Annotated in this window: 14 protein-coding genes and 1 pseudogene; 9 read left to right on the top strand and 6 right to left on the bottom strand. The window is 68.5% G+C overall.

Features of this window, described 5'->3' with window-relative positions; genetic code table 11:
- Window positions 1-54 precede the first annotated feature (54 nt).
- Window positions 55-246: a hypothetical protein gene (locus ACFU3E_RS23605; protein WP_384161524.1), complete on the bottom strand. Its 192-nt coding sequence runs from the start codon at window positions 244-246 to the stop codon at window positions 55-57.
- 231 nt (window positions 247-477) lie between these two features.
- Between ACFU3E_RS23605 and ACFU3E_RS23600 the strand changes: the two genes are divergently transcribed.
- The 6 genes from ACFU3E_RS23600 (at window position 478) to ACFU3E_RS23575 (ending at window position 8,551) form a co-directional block, all read left to right on the top strand.
- A complete protein-coding gene (locus tag ACFU3E_RS23600) occupies window positions 478-1,536 on the top strand; it encodes a LacI family DNA-binding transcriptional regulator (protein WP_384161521.1) in 1,059 nt (352 codons plus the stop codon).
- 178 nt (window positions 1,537-1,714) lie between these two features.
- Window positions 1,715-2,959, top strand: coding sequence for an extracellular solute-binding protein (locus ACFU3E_RS23595; protein WP_384161517.1), 1,245 nt, complete (start codon window positions 1,715-1,717; stop codon window positions 2,957-2,959).
- Between the two features lie 30 nt (window positions 2,960-2,989).
- Window positions 2,990-3,979 carry a carbohydrate ABC transporter permease gene (locus ACFU3E_RS23590; protein WP_384161514.1) on the top strand — a complete coding sequence of 330 codons (990 nt, stop codon included), beginning with the start codon at window positions 2,990-2,992 and terminating at the stop codon, window positions 3,977-3,979.
- Window positions 3,976-4,833 (top strand): carbohydrate ABC transporter permease, encoded by an 858-nt coding sequence (locus ACFU3E_RS23585; protein WP_384161511.1) that lies wholly within the window; start codon window positions 3,976-3,978, stop codon window positions 4,831-4,833. Before ACFU3E_RS23590 ends, ACFU3E_RS23585 begins: the two co-directional genes overlap by 4 nt.
- A 55-nt stretch (window positions 4,834-4,888) precedes the next feature.
- A complete protein-coding gene (locus tag ACFU3E_RS23580; RefSeq protein WP_384161508.1) occupies window positions 4,889-6,625 on the top strand; it encodes an amylo-alpha-1,6-glucosidase in 1,737 nt (578 codons plus the stop codon).
- A 72-nt stretch (window positions 6,626-6,697) separates the two neighbouring features.
- A complete protein-coding gene (locus ACFU3E_RS23575) occupies window positions 6,698-8,551 on the top strand; it encodes an RICIN domain-containing protein (protein ID WP_384161505.1) in 1,854 nt (617 codons plus the stop codon).
- 742 nt (window positions 8,552-9,293) lie between these two features.
- Here ACFU3E_RS23575 and ACFU3E_RS23570 read toward each other — a convergent pair.
- From ACFU3E_RS23570 to ACFU3E_RS23555, 4 genes are all read right to left on the bottom strand, one after another.
- Window positions 9,294-9,416, bottom strand: coding sequence for an RICIN domain-containing protein (locus ACFU3E_RS23570; protein WP_384161502.1), 123 nt, complete (start codon window positions 9,414-9,416; stop codon window positions 9,294-9,296).
- A 496-nt stretch (window positions 9,417-9,912) separates the two neighbouring features.
- Complete coding sequence (locus ACFU3E_RS23565; RefSeq protein WP_384161600.1) at window positions 9,913-11,523, bottom strand: glycoside hydrolase family 27 protein; 1,611 nt, start codon at window positions 11,521-11,523, stop codon at window positions 9,913-9,915.
- A 124-nt stretch (window positions 11,524-11,647) separates the two neighbouring features.
- A complete protein-coding gene (locus ACFU3E_RS23560; protein WP_384161499.1) occupies window positions 11,648-13,054 on the bottom strand; it encodes a non-reducing end alpha-L-arabinofuranosidase family hydrolase in 1,407 nt (468 codons plus the stop codon).
- 167 nt (window positions 13,055-13,221) lie between these two features.
- Window positions 13,222-15,531 (bottom strand): beta-L-arabinofuranosidase domain-containing protein, encoded by a 2,310-nt coding sequence (locus tag ACFU3E_RS23555; RefSeq protein WP_384161496.1) that lies wholly within the window; start codon window positions 15,529-15,531, stop codon window positions 13,222-13,224.
- 705 nt (window positions 15,532-16,236) lie between these two features.
- Here ACFU3E_RS23555 and ACFU3E_RS23550 point away from each other — a divergent pair.
- The 3 genes and pseudogenes from ACFU3E_RS23550 to ACFU3E_RS23540 form a co-directional block, all read left to right on the top strand.
- The gene (locus tag ACFU3E_RS23550; RefSeq protein ID WP_384161493.1) at window positions 16,237-16,416 is read left to right on the top strand and encodes a hypothetical protein; all 180 of its coding nucleotides are present in this window, start codon (window positions 16,237-16,239) and stop codon (window positions 16,414-16,416) included.
- A gap of 146 nt (window positions 16,417-16,562) precedes the next feature.
- Window positions 16,563-17,039 (top strand): TIM-barrel domain-containing protein, encoded by a 477-nt coding sequence (locus ACFU3E_RS23545; protein WP_384161490.1) that lies wholly within the window; start codon window positions 16,563-16,565, stop codon window positions 17,037-17,039.
- Between the two features lie 53 nt (window positions 17,040-17,092).
- A pseudogene (locus tag ACFU3E_RS23540) lies at window positions 17,093-17,563 on the top strand (IS5 family transposase); the annotation flags it as partial.
- 53 nt (window positions 17,564-17,616) lie between these two features.
- On the opposite strand, the gene ACFU3E_RS23535 reads toward ACFU3E_RS23540, so the two are convergent.
- The gene (locus ACFU3E_RS23535; protein ID WP_384161487.1) at window positions 17,617-18,396 is read right to left on the bottom strand and encodes a phytanoyl-CoA dioxygenase family protein; all 780 of its coding nucleotides are present in this window, start codon (window positions 18,394-18,396) and stop codon (window positions 17,617-17,619) included.
- Between the last annotated feature and the right edge of the window lie 21 nt (window positions 18,397-18,417).

The following is an 18,417-nucleotide window of genomic DNA, read 5'->3' as shown; positions in this document are numbered from 1 at the left end:
CACACCATGCGGCCGGGCCCCCTGCCGACCGGCGCTGCACACAGGTGCTCGACCTCACAGCTGGGCTCCCCGTACTGCACTCCGCGTCCGTTGGTGGAGATGTAGACCCGGCCGTACACGCGCGGGTCGCCGGTGATGGCGCTCGACGAGCATTCGCTCCTTGGTGTCGTAGGGCGCGGCCGAGAAGTTGGCGGCGGCCAGCGCGTTCTCGATCGTCTCCTTGGAGGCGCCCTTGCGGACCAGCAACCAGAGGCTGGCGGGGGCGGCGCGTGTGGACGGTGGCCGCGGGTTCGCGCGTACTGGTTTCCGATGTGTTTCATGAGGTTTGCGAGAGGTATTGACACCCGCACGGTCGGCTTCTACCTTTCCTTCACGCGAACCGGTTCGACATCGGATTCGAGCGTCACTCCCACCTCTGCACCTGACCGGCCGCCTTCTCCCCTTGAAAGTAGCGAACCGGTTCGATGAAGGAGTCCCGTGAACATCGGTGAGATTGCCAGGCGGGCCGGTGTCTCGCGGAGCACCGTGTCGTATGCGCTGAGCGGCAAGCGTCCGGTGTCGGACGAGACCCGCGAGAAGATCCAGCGGGTCATCGACGATTTGGGCTACCGGCCCAACGCGAGCGCACGTGCTCTGGCCAACGGCCGGACCAGCACCATCGCTCTGGTCTTCCCGCCGGCCGGCGCTCACTACACCGGCATGCAACTCGATTTCATCGGCAGCGTGGTCGAAGCGGCGGCCGCCTATGACTACGACGTACTGCTCTCCCCGAGCGGCGTGGACAGCGACCGCTCGTTCCAGCGGCTGCTGGGGGAACGGCGGGTCGACGGCGCGATCCTGATGGAGATCAGGCTCCAGGACGACCGGGTCGACCACCTCCTTGCCGAGGGCTTTCCCGCCGTCTGCATCGGCCGCACCTCGCGGCCGGAGAGCGGCTGGTGGGTGGGCCTGGACCACACGGCGCTGGCGGCGGCCTGTGTCCACCACCTCGCGGACCTGGGCCACGACAGGGTCGCCTTCGTCAACCGGCCCGAGCGGCTGCTGCGCGCCGGGTACGAGTCCGCGCACCGGGGGCTGGACGGCTTCACCAAGGCCGCCGCGGAGCGTGGGCTCACCGTCCGCACGTACACCTGTGAGGACGACGCACCGTCGGGTCAGGCCTGCCTGGAGCGGATCCTGTACGACGATCCCGACACCACGGCCCTCGTCACGTTGAACGAGGCCGCGCTCGGAGGTCTCTACCGGGGCCTTGCCCACGCGGGCCGCCACGTGCCGCGCGACTTCTCCGTCACCGGTGTCGTGGCCGCCCGATGGGCCGAGACGGTGACCCCGCAGCTGACGGCGGCCGACGTGCCGGCGGCGCAGATGGGGCACCTGGCCGTCGACCTGCTGGTCGAGCGGCTCGACCACCCTGACGCGCCACCTCGCCACCAACTGCTCGCCCCGCCGATTTCGCTCCGCGCCAGCACCGGGCCCGCAGGCCCCCGCCCTGCGGGGGACACGCGCGGGATCCCAGACGCCGACTCGACCGCCTGACAGGCCGCCCTCCGCATCCCCTGTGGATCAGGGGCCCTGCTCCTCCTCCTTCACCTCCCGTCCCGTCACCGTTCAACCGGCCGCTCCGCGACTCCGCGGCGCTGTTCAGCCTGCCCTGCTCTGCCATCCGTCCACCTCCCCTGGCATGCCCATGCCTGACACACGCGAGGAACGCCCGATGAACAGATCCACCAGACACCGTCTCACCGCCACCGCCATGACCGTCGTCGCCCTCACCACCGTCACCACCGCATGCTCCTCCGGCGATGGCACCACGTCCTCGAAGGCGACAGACGGCGGCAGCTACACCATCTGGGACCCCTACCCGCAGTTCGCCAAGGACTCGGCCTGGGTGAAGCTGCTGGACGGCTGCGGCAGCGAGGCCGGGGTCAAGGTCAAGCGGACGGCCTTCGACACGAGCGACCTGACGAACAAGGCGCTGCTGGCCGCTCAGCAGGACAACTCCCCGGACGTGCTCATCCTCGACAACCCGGTGGTGTCGACGCTCGCCGAGGCGGGTGTGCTCACCACGACCGACGAGAACAAGGTGGACACCTCGAAGGTGGACCCCAACCTGCTCGCGGCCGGTCAGTCGGGAGGGAAGACCTACGGCACGCCCATCGGCGCGAACACCCTCGCCCTGTACTACAACAAGGACGTCCTCAAGGCCGCGGGCGTGGACATCGCCTCGGTGACGGACTGGAAGTCCCTGACTGCGGCGCTGGCGAAGGTCAAGAAGGCGGGGAAGAAGGGCATCACCTTCTCCGCGATCGGCACGGAGGAGGGCAGCTTCCAGTTCCTGCCGTGGTTCTGGGGATCGGGCGCGAAGCTGACCGAACTCGACTCCGCCCAGGGTGTGGCGGCCGTGTCCTTGTGGAGCGACTGGCTGAAGAAGGGCTACGCGCCCAACTCGGTCATCAACAACACCCAGACCACCAGCTGGCAGGAGTTCGCGAGCGGCGACTACGCCTTCGCCGAGAACGGCACCTGGCAGCTCGCCAACGCCGAGAAGGCCGGCTTCGACTACGGAGTCCTGCCCATCCCCGGCGCGGACGGAGGAAACGCCGCTGCCCCGACGGGCGGTGAGTTCGTCACCGTCCCGGTCCAGAGCGACACCGGCCGCTACGCCACCTCGCAGAAGCTGGTCTCGTGCCTGACCAGCACCGAGAACCTGTACGCCACCGACACCACCCTGTCCTACGTGGCCCCCACCAGCGAGGTGCAGGAGAAGCAGGTGGCGGAGAACGCCGAGCTGAAGCCCTGGGTCGAGGCGGTCAAGGCGGCCAGGGGACGCACCAGCGACGACCTGGGCACCAAGTACCCCAAGATCTCGGAGCAGATGTGGAAGGCGGTCCAGTCCGCCCTCAGCGGGTCCAAGTCGCCGAAGGACGCGCTTGCCGCAGCACAGGACGCCGTCAAGTAACCGTCGAGCAACCGCATACGGGGCTCCCTGATGAATCGCACGACACCCCTGCCGGACCGCCGGCCGGTGCGTGACCGGAAGGGGGTGGTGGCCACCGACGCCCCGCCCCCGGCCCACGCCGCCCACTGGCGCCGTCGTCCCACTTCCCAGCAGTGGGCCGCTTGGGCGTTCCTCGCCCCGGTCACCGTCTACCTCGTCCTCTTCTACGCCTATCCGCTCTACCGCAACCTCGACCTGAGCCTGCGCAACTACACCGTCCGCTCCTTCGTCCAGGGCAACGCGCCGTTCACCGGACTGGACAACTATCAGAAGGTCTTCGACGACCCGACCTTCGGTCCGGCACTCATCCACACGGTGGTGTTCACCGTCGTGTGCCTGGTCTTCCAGTACGCCATCGGCCTGGCCCTCGCGGTCTTCTTCCACCAGCACTTCCGGTTGTCGGCGACCTTGCGGGCCCTGTTCCTGGTGCCCTGGCTGCTGCCGCTGATCGTGTCGGCCTCCACCTGGTCGTGGATGCTCAACAGCGACTCCGGTGTCGTCAACGCGGCTGTGCAGGCAGTCGGTATCGGTCCGGTGAACTGGCTGACCTCTCCTGAGTGGTCGCTGACGTCGGTGATCCTCGCGAACATCTGGATCGGCGTCCCCTTCAACCTGGTCGTGCTCTACAGCGGCCTCCAGACCATCCCCCACAGCCTCTACGAAGCGGCCGCCCTCGACGGCGCGAGCGCCTGGCGACGCTTCTGGAGCATCACCTTCCCGCTGCTGCGCCCCGTGTCCGCCATCACCCTGCTGCTGGGCCTGGTCTACACGCTCAAGGTCTTCGACATCATCTGGATCATGACCAAGGGCGGCCCGGCCGACTCGTCCACCACCTTCGCCACCTGGTCCTACCGGCTCGGCTTCGGCAACCTGCTGCCCGCCTTCGGCCCTGGCGCGGCCGTAGGCAACCTGCTCGTCGCCGCGGCCCTGGTCTTCGGTCTGGTGTACCTGAAGGTCCAGCGAAAGCAGTACGCCTCATGACCAGCCTCCAGACCACCCCGGCCACACGCCGCCCGAGACGCGGACGGACCACCTGGTGGAAGACGGCAACGGGCCTGATGTTCACCGCCGTCATGCTCTTCCCGGTCTACTGGATGCTCAACGTGTCCTTCACCCGCGACCAGGACATGCGCAAGTCACCGCCCGACCTCTTCCCCGTCCACGGCACCCTCGACGGCTACCGCGCCGTCCTCGACCAGCAACTGCCCTACCTCGGCACCAGCCTGGTCATCGGTCTGGGCACGGTCGTACTGACCGTGGCGCTTGCGGCGCCCGCCGGCTACGCGCTGGCGAAACTCCGCCCCCGCGGCGGGGGCCTGCTCGGCTTCCTCTTCCTGGTGGCCCAGATGATCCCCGGGATCATCATGGCGATGGGCTTCTACGCCATCTACCTCCAGCTCGGCCTGCTCCAGTCCGTGCCCGGCCTGATCGTCGCCGACTCCACCCTGGCCGTCCCCTTCGCGGTCCTGATCTTCACCGCGTTCATGTCCGGCATCCCCGGCGAACTCCTCCAGGCCGCGCAGATGGATGGAGCCGGGCCCCTGCGCACCTTCCGGTCCGTGGTGCTGCCGATGAGCCGCAACTCGATCGTCACCGTCTCGCTGTTCGCGTTCCTGTGGTCCTGGTCCGACTTCGTCTTCGCCAGCACCCTCGCGAACGGCGGCGCCCACGAGCCGATCACTCTCGGCATCTACCACTACATCGGCAACAACAACCAGGAGTGGAACGCCATCATGGCCACCGCCGTCGTGGCCTCGCTGCCGGCCACGGTGATCCTCGTCCTCGCCCAGCGCTACGTCGCCGCCGGCGTGACGGCCGGAGCCGTCAAGGACTGACCACCTTATGACCACCGACGCCGGTGACCCCTGCTGAAGAAACGAGTACCACTTGATGACCGCCGCCCGATCCGGCCCGGCCTTCTCCGTCCACGACATCCCGTTCAGCACGCACGGATCCTGGTTCGGCATCTCGCCCGTGCTCGCGGAGAAGGCACGTGCCGAAGACCTCCACCTCGTCTCGCACCAGAACGGCATGCACGCCGTCCTGCGCTTCACGCCCCTCGACGCGAGGACGGGAGAGCGCGCGGGGACCCGCGTCGAGGCGACTCCGGGTCTGCTCCGCTGGGCCGGTGAGCAAGGGCACGTCGCCCTGGCCTACGCCTCACCGGACACCGTCCGCCTGCGCGGCGAAGGACTCGGCCTGCGCATCAACGCGGCGGCGGACGCCCTGACCCCCTTCACGGGCACCTACTTCTACCGCGACCCGGTGGACGGGGCGTACGTGTTCACCTCGTACGAGACCGGGCGCCGCTACCGCATCACCGTGCTGTCCGGCACGGTCACCGAGATATCCGGCAGTCAGGCCCTCGGTACCGGCGAACGAGGCGTCACCCTCACCGCGGCCCCCGGCGGAGTCTGGGAATCGGCCGTCGAGGAGCTGGACAGCGCACGCCTGCCCTACACGTCCTCGGAGACGTTCGACGCCGTCGTGGCGACCGCGGAGCAGGCCTTCACCGCCTTCGCCGACGCGGTCGCCCCCTGGCGCTCGACCGGCACCCCGGCCGCCGAACTCGCCGCGTACGTCCTGTGGTCGGCAACCGTCCGTCCGGCGGGCCTGGTCGCCCGGCCCGCGGTGCTGATGTCCAAGCACTGGATGGACAAGGTGTGGAGCTGGGACCACTGCTTCAACGCCCTCGCCCTGGCCCCCGGTGCCCCCGCCCTGGCCTGGGACCAGTTCTCCCTGCCCTTCGACCACCAGGACGAGACCGGCGCTCTTCCCGACTCGGTGACCCACTCCGAGGTCCTCTACAACTTCGTCAAACCGCCCATTCACGGCTGGGCCCTGTCCCACCTGCGCAGACGGCTCCCCGCCCCCCTCAGCCGGATTGAACTCGCCGAGATCTACCGCAGATTGGCACGGTGGACGGACTTCTGGCTCACCGTCCGCCGCGCCCCGGGCGCCGCCCTGCCCCACTACCAGCACGGCAACGACAGCGGCTGGGACAACGCCACCACCTTCGACCCCGAGCGCGTGGTCGTCACCGCCGACCTGGTCGCCTTCCTGGTGCTCCAGCTGCGCGAACTGTCCCTCCTGGCTGCCGAACTGAGCCTTCCCGACGAGGCCCGCCGCTGGTCCCGTACCGCCGAGGCGACCCAGGCCGCAATGCTCGACGAGCTGTGGACGGGAGAGCGGTTCGTGGCCCGTGGTGTCGACTCCGCCGCGACCTGGGGCAGCTCCAGCCTGCTGGACCTGATGCCGATGACACTGGGCGAGCACCTGCCCGAGCACATCCGCAAAACACTGGCCGCCCGGATCGAGACGCACCTGACCGCGTACGGCCTGGCCACCGAACTGCCCACCTCACCCCACTACCTCTCCGACGGCTACTGGCGCGGCCCGATCTGGGCACCCGCCACCGTCCTCATCGAGGACGGCCTGCGCCGCGCCGACCACCACCGCCTCGCCGACGAGATCAGCGCCCGCTTCCGCGCCCTGTGCGAAACCCACGGCTTCGCCGAGAACTTCGACGCCCTCACCGGCACGGGCCTGCGCGACCGCGCCTACACCTGGACCGCCAGCAGCTACCTCCTGCTGGCCGAGGCACACGCACACCGAGACAGCCGCTGACCGGCCGTCTCCCCACAGCCCGGGGACGGTTCCAACCCCGGCCTTCCTCCCCTCTCACGTAGGAGCCGCAGCATGAAATCCCGCCGGACACTTCCCAGCCCCGCGACCCGCACCGGACGCCGAGCGACCTCGTCCGTGGCCGTCCTCCTGGCTGCCCTGGCCGCGACCTTGGTGCCCGCCGGCCCGTCGCAGGCCGCAGACACCAGCGTCACCGTCGATTTCGCGACCACCAAAGGCACCCCCACCTACCGCGCCTCGGGCATGATCTACGGGCTGACCGCCGACGGGTCGCTGCCACAGGACCACTTCTTCAAAGACATCAAGTGGCAGTTCATGCGGGCCGGCGGCGCGCAGCTCAACGGTGGCGGCTACGCCACCAGCCTCGCCGACTACCAGACCCGCTGGCAGGCCACCCTCGCCCAGTACCAGCGCACCGTCGCCCTCGGCGGCACGTTCGTCATGCTGCCGCACGACCTGTGGGGCGCCGACGGCACCACCAGCCAGCCCTTCCCCGGCGACAATGGCGACTGGACGCGGTTCGACAACTTCGTCAACCAGGTCATCTCCGACGTCAAGGCCAACAACATGACGGTGCAGTGGGACCTGTGGAACGAGCCGGACCTGAGCGGCTTCTGGGACCGGCCCCAGAGCCAGTACCTGCAGATGTGGTCGCGGTTCCACGCCGCCGTGCGAGCCAACCTCCCCGGGCAGCTCATCGTCGGCCCCAGCACGGCGAACACGCCCACCTCCTCCAACACCTGGTGGACCACCTACCTGAACCACATCAAGTCCAACAACGTCGCCCCCGACATCTACAGCTGGCACGCCATCCCACACGACCCCGTCCAGGCCGTCAGCAACGCCAACTCGACCCTCGCCGCCGCGGGCCTGACCAACGCCCGCCCTTACCAGATCAACGAGTACGCCGGACGCGAGCAGCAGCACCCCGGTGGCGGCGGCTGGTTCATCAGCCGCCTGGAGCGGGCCGGCGCCGACGGCATGCGCGCCAACTGGGGATGGGGCCCCAACCTGCACGACTACGCGGCCAACCTGCTCACCAAGAACGACTCCGGCCAGTACCTGCCGCTCGGCGAGTGGTTCATGTACCGCTACTACGGCTCCCAGACCGGAAACATCGTCAACCTCACGCCCGGTACGAACACCGACGGGCTGGCGACGAAGGACAACACGGCTCGCAACGCGAAGATCCTGCTGGGCAGCAACGGCAACACCGGCAACGTCACCGTCGGCCTCAACCGCCTCGACACCACCTCGGTGGTGGAGAACAGCCGGGTGCGCGCGATCGTCCAGCGCATACCGAACAACAGCGGCGGCACCGTGACCGGTCCGGTGACGGTCTCCGACCGGACCCTGACCGTGAGCAACAACTCGGCTTCGGTGAGCGTGCCGTGGACGGACGCCGCGGACGGCTACACCGTCACGCTGCTGCCGCCGTCGAACACGACCGTCTCCACGGTCGCGGTGGTACAGCACAGTGGTCAGTGCCTGGACGACACCAATCTCAGCACCGCCGACGGCACGCAGTACCAGCAGTACCACTGCGAGGGCGGCTACCAGCAGATGCTCGACTTCAAGCCCGTCGCCGGACGGGCGAACACCTACACCATCGTCAATGAGCACAGCGGCAAGTGCCTGGACATCTCGGGCGCTTCCACGGCCGACGGTGCCGCCGTCATCCAGTGGACCTGCAGCGGCAGCACGAACCAGATGTTCACCCTCAACCCCGTCACCGCGCTCGGCAACAGCAAGGACTACCAGCTGGCCGCCGTCCACAGCGGCAAGTGCGTCGACGTCAGCGGGATCTCGACCGACCCCGGCGCGAAGATCCACCAGTGGACCTGCGACCCGGCGGCCGACCTGACCTGGAAGAAGAACCAGATCTGGCGCCTGCAGGGCATGAGCTGACCCGCGTTCCTCCCATGGGGTCTCCCCGCACCGGCAGGAGCCCCCATGGGCTGCCGTCTCCCTGTTCCCGGACGGCCGCCGCCTGAGCTTCGCAGGCCGCCTGCCGGCGAAGCTCCCTGTGAACAGCAATCGGGGCGGGTGCCCCTTCCGGTGCCCGCCCCTCCGTCGCTCCCGGGAGAGCCTGCCTCGGCCTGGCAGCACCTCCCGCTGCGGAAGTCGGTGATCCGGGCGGCAGCCGCCACCGAACCGGCTCTGGCGCTCGGCCGCGGCGAGGAAGTGCCGCAGGTGGCTCGCTGCCGCAGCCGGTGCTCACCCACGCCGTGCTGTCAGCCACACTCGCTCGCCTGCAGCCCGGCGCTGGCGCCGACGCCGACCGGTCCGGCGTTCGTGAGCCGGCTCGCTGCCGCCTACCCATAGGCCGCCGGCCTCGCCGCGTTCCTCACCCGACACGCCAGGCGGGCGTCATGAGCGCCGGCCGCCAGGACCGGCTCGTTGAGCACCGCAGACGCCCTGCGTTGAAGCCCTGGTGTCGGCCCCCGCCGGGGCGGGGGTTTCGTGCTGTCCGAGGGTTTGCGGGAGGTGATGACGGCCGGCCGAGGGGCGGATTCGGTTCGCGAAGTGGCGCAGGGGCAGATGGCGTGCGGGGGCGGGCTGTCACGGTCTGGCAAGGGTCGCTCGTCCGCCCGCGGAGCGTGGGCTGAGGAGGAGGGCAGTATTGGGGGTGTGAGCTTGTGGGGCTTTCTCATCCGAGGTGCCACTGCTGGTTGGTGCCGCCGTTGCAGTCCCAGATCTGCGTCTGGGTGCCGTTGGTCTGCGAAAGGCCGGGCACGTCCAGGCACTTGCCGGAACCGATGGCGTGCCGCACCCGCTCTTCTTGAAGCCTCAGGTCGCCCCCCGTCGCACAGCAGCAGTAACTCGACACGGACACCGGCCATGAGGGCGAGCCGGGCCTCACAGAGCCGCCCCCGAGCTACATAAGCGCAAGTCAACGAGCACGTGGCCGCCCAAGCGCCCGTCGCTTCCGAAGCTGAGAGCGCGTGAAGGTCCGTCTCCGTCCCATCGGTACCGGTGGACGCAAGGCATCAACCGCCGACGCTGGTGGCCTTCCCGATCGAGTGAGAAACCGACGAGACCGTCCCGCCCATCGAGTTCACCGCATGGCCTCAGAACGAGAAGACCGAGTGGCTGTCGGTACACCACCTCGGCGGACGCGACCTGCCACGGGAGCGTCCGGCAGGTGACTGCGGCGATGGGCTCGAAGTCCCGGTCCCCGTGCAGGAAGGCAGTCCCCGCAGCTTGGCCTGCTGTCGTGGGACTGCCCTCCGGTCGGCTTCTCCCTGCGCGGTGGCAGGGGTGGCGGGTTACGGGAGCGTGGTCCACTTCTGGTTGTTCTGGCCGTTGCAGGTCCACAGGATGACCGGGGTCCCGTTGGCGGCGGCGGCCCCGTTGACGTCGAGGCACAGCCCGGCGTTGACGTTGCGGATCGACCCGTCGGCCTGCGTGGTCCACTTCTGGTTGTTCTGGCCGTTGCAGGGCCAGATGATGACTGGCGTGCCGTTGGCGGTGCCCTGGTTGGAGGCGTCCAGGCACTTGTCGCCGTAGACGCGGATCTCGCCGCCGGCCCACGTGGTCCACAGCTGGTTGGCGGCGGTGTGGCAGTCCCAGATCAGCGTCTTCGTCCCGGCCGCGGTGGAGGCGCCGTCCACGTCCAGGCAGCGGCCGGAGCCGTTGCCGCGCAGGCGGGCGGTGGTGGCGGCCAGCGGGCTGCCGCCGGTCACCTTGAACACGGCGACACCGTGCGCGGGGACGCTCGCCGAGATCTGGCCGGACGTGCTGGACGTGCCGTCGGTCCACAGGTCGGTGAGGGTGAAGGGCCCGCCGGACAGGCCGACTTGCGCGGCCGTGGCGGTGACGGTGGCAGTGCCCTCTCCGCGGTTGAACAGGCCGACCGCGACCGAGCCATCGGACAGGGGCTTGGCGAACACCTCGGTGCTGCCGTCGTCGCGCACCCGGCGCCCGCCCGCGCCCAGCGAGTCCTGGTTGACCGCGAGCAGACGCGGGTTGCGCAGGATCGCGCTCACGTCGGCGGACATGGTGCGGATGTCGTTGCCGGCCATGAGCGGGGCACTCATCAGCGACCACAGGGCGAAGTGGGAGCGGGACTCGGTCAGTGACAGACCGGGACGGCCGACGACCAGCATGTCGGGGTCGTTCCAGTGGCCCGGACCCGACTGAGCGGCCAGCGGCGCGGTGACGTCCAGGACGTTGCCGACGCCCATCGGGTAGCTGTTGGTGTTGTTGTTCTGCCAGATGTCGAGCAGGTCCTCGGTCGTCCGCCACAGGTCGGCGACCTCGCCCCAGTTGTACCTGTCGCCGGTGGGGGCGTGGAAGCTGTTGGGGTTGATGCTGTAGACGATCGGGCGCCCGGTGGCGCGCAGGGCGTCGCGCATGATGGTGAACTGTGCGATCTGCTCGCCCAGGGTGCCGCTGCCGGAGCACCAGTCGTACTTGAGGTAGTCGACGCCCCATGAGGCGAACGTGTTGGCGTCCTGGGCCTCGTGGCCCTTGCTGCCGGTGGAGCCGGGGTAGGTGCCCACGCCCTGGGCGCACGTCTTCTCGTTGGGCGCCTGGTAGATGCCGAACTTCAGGCCCTTGCTGTGGATGTAGTCGCCGAGCGCCTTCATGCCGCTGGGGAACTTGGTCGGGTTGGCCCGGAGGTTGCCTGCTGCGTCGCGCTGCGGGTCGAACCAGCAGTCGTCGACGACGACGTACTGGTAGCCCGCGTCCTTCATGCCCGAGGACACCATCGCGTCGGCGGCCTCGCGGACCTGTGCCTCGGTGATCCCGCATCCGAAGCTGTTCCAGCTGTTCCAGCCCAGCGGCGGGGTGAGCGCAGGGCTGCCCGGTGCGGCCTCGGCGGTCGTGCCGGCGGAGGCGGTGACGCAGGCGGTGAGCGTCAGCGCGGTGGCCATGAGGAGACGCAGCAGTCGTCTGTGTGGGGGAACCACGGGGGTGTTCCTTCCCGGCCCGCAAAGCGGAAGCCGCTTTGCGGGCCTGATCGGTGAGGTCATGAGCTTGTGATCATGTGCGGGCAGGTCAGCGCTGCAGGGTGAGGACGCCCGGCCGGTACGGCAGTTCGATGTAGTCGATGCCGTCCGAGCTGGGGGACCTGCCCTGGTAGAGGAACTGCAGGTTGCAGGGGTCGATGGTCATGGTCTGGTCGGGGTTGTTGCGGACCAGGTCACCGTGGCTGATGTCGTTGGTCCAGGTCTGGTCGGTGTTGGCCCTGCCCGCGAAGGGACTGCTCTCGCTGCCGGCCTGGAGGGTCCACGGACCGTTCAGGCCGGAGGCGGTGAACGAACGGAAGTAGCGCCCGTTCGCGCCGATCGCCTCAACGATCATGAGGTACTGGTTCTGGCCCTGGACCTTGTATACCTCCGGCGCCTCGAACAGTTTTTCCTTCGTGTCCTTCATGACCGTCGTGTACGACGAGCCGAAGCTGCCCGGGAAGTTCCCGATCGGTATGGTCGACTTGTAGATGCCGCCGTTGTCATCGGCGAAGAACAGGTACATGTTCTGGTCGTCGGCGATCATGGTCGGGTCGATCGGGCCGCCTTCGGGAAGGCTGCCGGTGAACAGCGGCTGCGGGGCGGACCAGCTGTTGGGGTTGGTGGGGTCGCTGGAGGTGCGGTAGGTGAAGGTCCAGGCGGTACCCCACCCGTTTGAGGTCAGCACCCAGATGTTCTTGGGCGCGAAGTAGAACAGTTTGGGCGCCACCGCGGACCCGCTGATCGCGGTCTGGCCGGCCGTTGCCATGTCCGACCAGTTGGTGAAGGGACGGAACGTCATCGCACCCCACGACGATCCGTTGGAGGTGGTCGCGTAGACCAGGCGCTGGCCGTTGTACGTCACGGTGGTGAAGTCCTTCAGCGCGACCCAGCCGTTCGCCGGCTGCGCCAGCGGACCGGTCGACGTCCACCGGTATGTCGACGGAAGGGCACACGAGTCGGGCGTCCCGGTCAGGCCGGTCCACTTCTGGTTGTCGCCGCCGGTGCAGTTCCAGAGCTGCACCGCCGTGCCGTCGGCCGTGGCGCCGCCCGACACATCCAGGCATAGCCCGGACTCCACGGCGGCGACCGTGCCGTCGGCGTTCACCCGCCACTGCTGGTTCGTACCGCCGTTGCAGGACCAGATCACCACCTTGGTCCCGGCCGTGGTGGCGTGGCCCGGGACGTCGAGGCACTTGTTGCCGTAGACGGTCAGCTGGTTGTCGTCCGTCAGCGTCCACTGCTGGTTGGTCCCGCCGTGGCAGTCCCAGATCTGCAGGTTCGTGCCGTCGGTCTGGCTGGCGCCCGGCACATCGAGACACCGGCCGGAGCCGACACCGCGCAAGGTGCCGCTGGTGGCCGCCTGGGCCGGGTTGGCGACGAGCGTCGCCGCGGAGGCGACCAGGGCCGCCAGCACCACAGAAAGATGCCTGCGGCTGAAACCACGTCTGCGCATGGGGGGTCTCATTCCTCGAGTGAGCGGTTCCGTCTGGCCCTGTCAGGGGCTGTCCGGACTGTGATGGGCTACGACCCGGTCTGGATGTTCGTCATATCGAACGAAGGTCGACGTGTCGAGCAAGCGGAAGAGGGGAGAGTGACCACGATCTGCTTCCGGGGCGGATCTCAGTTCCTCACGAGGCGCCACCGGTTGTCGGTGGTGTCATCGTCCGAGTCCTGGACCGCGAACGCGCCGACAGCGGTGGAGTTGTTCGCGATGGCGAGCAGCTTGCCGCTGTGCGCGTTGCGGATCTTGTAGGTCCCGTCTCCCTGGTCGAGCAGCGTCCATCTGTGGTCGGCGGTGCCGGTGTCCGACCACTGCAGGACGGTCGCGCCGTCTGCCGTGGACATGTTCAGGACGCCGAGCACCTTGCCGCTGTGGGCATTGCGGAAGCGGACCGCGTTTCCGTCGGTGATCATTTCCCAGTCGTGGTCGGCGGTGCCGTTGTCCGACCACTGCAGAGCGCGGCCACCGTCGGCCGTGGACATGTTCAGGATGCCCAGCACGAGACCGCTGTCCACGTTGGCGAGACGGACGGTGCCGCTGGTGTTCCAGTAGACGGTGTAGTTGTGGCCGTGCGCATCGTGGAACGGGCCCAGGTTGACGGTGGAGCCGTTGGCGGTGGCGGTGAAGGCGAGCGAACTGTTGCTGGTCCGTGTGATCGAGGACGTGGTCAGCGAGGGGAGGGAACTGAGCGAGGTGTCGCCGTAGTTGCCGGACAGGACCACCGGGCCGTAGGTGATCGCGGTGACGTTCGCGTTGTCGTTGGCCGCTCGCATGATGACCCGCATGGGCAGGCGGACGGTGACCGTGTCGCCGGAGGTCCACGAGCGGCTCAGGGTGGCGTAGCTGCCGGGGGTGGTGGTGATGTTCTGCGCCGTGCCGTTGACGCTGACGGTGGCCCCTGTGGTCCAGCTCGGGATGCGGATGCGCATCGCCCAGGTTCCGCCGACGTTGCCGGTGACCTGCAGGGTCGTCGTGTCGCTGACGGGGTACGACGTGGTCTGGGTGACCGTGACTCCGCGCTCTGACCAGTTGAGCACCGAGGGCACGAACAGGTTCACGATCAGCGTGTTGTCGCTGCGGAAGTAGATGGAGTCCATCAGTCTGGTGTGCATCTCCAGGCCCGTGCCCTGGCAGCACCAGAAGGTGCCGTAGTCGGTACTCCAGGTGCCGCCGCCCCACGCCGGGCCCACACCGCGTCGGCCTCCGGGGTTGAGCGGGGTGAAGTAGGTGACGTGGCCGTGGTTGTCGGCCGGGTTCTGCTGGCCGATCATCTGGTTCAGCCACGCCCGCTCGTAGTAGTCGAACAGCGCGGCCCGGTTCGGGTCCAGCGCGAACAACTCCCGGGTGAGGATGAGCATGTTGAAGGTGTTGCAGCTTTCGCAGGTGTCCTGGTTCAGGTAGCCGGCGATGGCGTTCGGGGCGCGGAAATGCTCCGCCTGACTGTTGCCGCCGATGGCGTAGGTGTGCGTGTTGACGCAGTTGTTCCAGGCGTTGGTGGCGATGTCCCGGTAGCGGGTGGTGCCGGTGGCCTTGTACTCCCGGGCGGCCCCGATCCACTTGGGTACCTGGGTGTTGGCGTGCAGTCCGTTGAGCTGGTCCTGGTTGGACGCCAGCGGGTCGAACACCGCGGCGTGGTCGAAGCGTTGGGCGACAGTGAGCCACCGCGCGTCGCCTGTCTGCTGGTAGAGATCGGTCAGCACGGTGTTCATGCCGCCGAACTCGGTTCCCAGCATGGTCTGCATCTGCTGGCTGCTCAGCCGGCCGGTGCGCCAGTCGACCCATCCCGCCAGGGCAAGCAGCACGTCACGGGCTTGTGTGCTGCCGATGTGGCGCCATACGTCCAGCAGGCCGACGAGGGTCTTGTGGATGGTGTAGTACGGCACGTTGCCGTTGGTCAGAGTCCGCTGCTCCAGAGCGGTGAAGTCGGACTCGGGGTAGCCGGAGAGGTACCCGGCGTTGAGACCGGCGGCGCTGTTGTTGGCCTGGCACTTGGCCAACTCCGCAACCATGTGGGTTGCCTTGTCCCGGCAGGCGGTGTCCCCGGTCACGGCGTACAGCTGTGCCCATGTCGTGAGGAAGTGCCCTTGGACGTGGGTGCGGAAGGGGAAGTCCGGCGCGTCCCAACCACCGGTGGCAGCCGCACCGTTGGTGGACAGCCGGTGGTTGGCGCGGAAGTTGTACAGCAGCCGGTCGACGTCGATGAACCGCAGGTAGTTCTGCGTACGGTTCTGGTTGTCCAGCCACCGGCTCGCGGTGAGCCGGACCTGGCCGAGTGCGAAGGGGTGCGCGGAGACCCCGATGTCGGCCCTCGCAGGAGGAACGGCCGCCGCGTGGGCGGGAGATGCACCGATGAAGGATCCGGTGGCAGAGGCGGCGGCGGTGGCCCCGGCTACTTGCAGCAGGCGCCGTCTGCTGACGGAGGAAGACATCTTGAACCTTTCGGTGAGGGGAGAGCGACTGCATGGTCGTCGGTGCGTTCGCTCGCATGTCCCAGAGTCGGGTGCGGCAGGTCACGGGCTTGTCTGCTGCCGATGTGGCGCCACACGTAGCAGGCCGACGACATCTCAGCGGGAGCCGTTGGTGGCGGTCACCGTCCCGGCCGTCATGCCGGTGCGAATCGATGCGCGTGAGAGTCCTCCGGCACTTGGGGTCTCGGTCCCATCAGCCCTCTCCACTGATACATGGGATGGATTAACGGGCATGAACGTGGCCTCTGTCTAGTCTTGCGGCGCGAAAGGCTTGGTTACCTGCGGGTACGTGTCCGAGCTGCGTCCTGACGCCGAGCGAAACATGGGAGTGCCGGGAGGGAGTGTGAGGAGTGCGAGAGCTGGATAACGTCACCTCGAACTGTCGACGGGGCTCCCGCCCCGCCTGCGCCGCTTCGGATGAAACGCGCGGATACCGACATCAGCCCCTGCCCGCACGGACCATGTGCCCGGGCACTTGAGTCGAACCGAGGAATCCCCTTGTCCTAGACCGTCCGTGACGGCGGCCTGGAACGGCACACCGCCGAAGAGATCCTCCGCATCGAGCCCTGGGGACCGGACTCCGTCCGGGTCCGGGCCTCATCGGGGACCATCGACCCCACCGTCCCGGGCGCGCTGGAGAGCCCATAGCCCTCCCCGCAGGCCGAAGTGCTCGTATCGGACGACGGCTGTGCCCGCCTGCTCAACGGCCGCCTCGCTGTCGAGGCCTCGGCCGACGGTCGGCTGAGGTTCTGCCACGCCGTCTCGGGCCGTGAACTCCTCGCCGACAAGGACCCCACACATCACGCCGGCCCTCGCGTCCACGCGGCGGGCGGCCGCACGGAGTAGCACTTCGAGGCATACGACGGTGAGCGGCTGCACGGCCTCGGGCAGCATCTGCACGGACGCCTGGACCAGAAGGGCTGTGTGATCGACCTCGTCCAGGGCAACACCGTGGCCGCCATCCCCTTCCTGCACTCCTCGCGCGGCTACGGATGCTGTGGAACAACCCCGCCACCGGCCGCGTCGAACTCGGCGCCGACACCACCCGGTGGACCGCCGACGCCGGCGGACGCGTCGACTACTGGGTCACCGCCGGCGACACCCCGGCCCAGATCCTCGATGCCTACACCCTGGTCACCGGACACCCGCCCCTCCTCCCCGAGTGGGCGTCCGGTTTCTGGCAGTCCAAGCTGCGCCACCGCCGCCAGGACGAACCCCTCGCGGTGGCACGGAAGCACAAGGAGCGCGCACTGCCGCTGTCCGTCATCGTCTGCGACTTCTTCCACTGGCCGAAGATGGGCGACTGGCCTTTCGAGGAGAGCGAGTGGCCCGACCCCGCGGCCATGGCCGAGTGTCTTGCCGATCATCCGACCGTTGGACCGGCTGTGAGGGATGGGAAGATATCTGAGGCCGCGTGGGCGGTGATTGAGCCGTTGCTGCCGCCGGTGGGCCGTGCCCGGGGCAGGTGACGGGATCACCGCCAGGTCATGGAGGGCATCGTGTTCAAGTTCCGTACCGGTGTGCCCTGGACGGATCCCGCGGCGGGCTGACCAACAAGATCCACCTGGCCTGCGACGGGCGGGGCCGCCCGCTGACCTTCCTGGTCACGGCCGGCACCCGAGACGACTGCACCCAAGCCGAAGCCGTCATCGACGCGATCCGCGTCGCCCGGCCCGGGCCGGGACGCCCTCGTCGGCGGCCTGAACGGGTCGTGGCCGACAAGGGCTACTCGGCCCGCTCCTTCCGCGCCTACCTGCGCAGACGCGGAATCAACGCGACCATCCCCGAACGCGTCGACCAACACGCGGGCCGGCCGACGCCGCGAACGGCCCTGCGACTTCGACAGGTCCACTACCCCCGCCGCAACGTCGTCGAACGCTGCTTCCACCGCCCCAAGCAGTGGCGCGGCATCGCGACCCGCTACGAGAAACAACACGGCCGGTACCTGGCCGTCCTCACCCTGGCCGGCACACTCATCTGGCCAGACACATGATCGGCAACATACTCCCTGGGGCCCGGCAAAACCCTCCGTGCCTTTTGTGCGCATCAGCTGCCGTCGTCGCCCGACCAGGGGTGAGTCCACCGCTCGTCCACCATCTCGCCGCGGCGGATGAAACGGATGTCCGTGGACAGCCGCATGACTTCGGTCTCGGTGTCGAGGGTGGCATGAACGGTGTACGGCGAGTGGATCGCGACGTCCCCGACGGCGTAATCGGCCCAGAGCCAGCGCCGGCGGAGACGGTGCGCGACCCAGTCGAGATCGTGACTGATCGGCCGGGGATCCTCAGGCCGGTCCGTCACACTGCGCAGCATGGAGATCGCGTCGGGCCCGATCTGGTGCGAACCTTCCAGGTAGATGATCCCGCCGGTCGACAACGGGCAGGGGCCAATAGGGATCCAGCAGGTCACGAATTGGTCCGAGCCGCGGCTGAGGTAGTCGAAGTCGGTGTGCGCGCGGGATGCCCTACGAGTGCCTCGGCTGAAGTGGCGCACGATGCGCCGCGGCAGCAATTCGGCGGGCCCTTGGAGGAGGATTTCGGAGAGCGCCGAGAGGGGTGAGTTCCTCGTGAAACGGTCGAAGACCTCCGACCGGACGAAGGCGTGGGCGGGGTGTCCCGGTACGCCGTGGGCGCCGAATCCCGGATCAGGGTGACCGGAGAAGATGCCGTCCTCGGCCGACGTCCCTGTTTTCAGGTACCCGGGGCCGAAGCGGGCGAAGTACGCCGCTCGGAGCCGGAGCAGCTCATCGGGGTCCAGCACACCGCGCAGATAGAGATAGCCGTCCTCGCGATAGCGCCGGTACAGCGAGGCGGCGTCACGCAGCACGGGAGTGCTGTCACGCAGCGG

The sequence above is a fragment of the Streptomyces sp. NPDC057424 genome (assembly GCF_042803315.1).
Taxonomy (GTDB): Bacteria; Actinomycetota; Actinomycetes; order Streptomycetales; family Streptomycetaceae; genus Streptomyces.
Note: the sequence above shows the minus strand (reverse complement) of the source record. Positions and strands in the feature narration are given on the sequence as shown.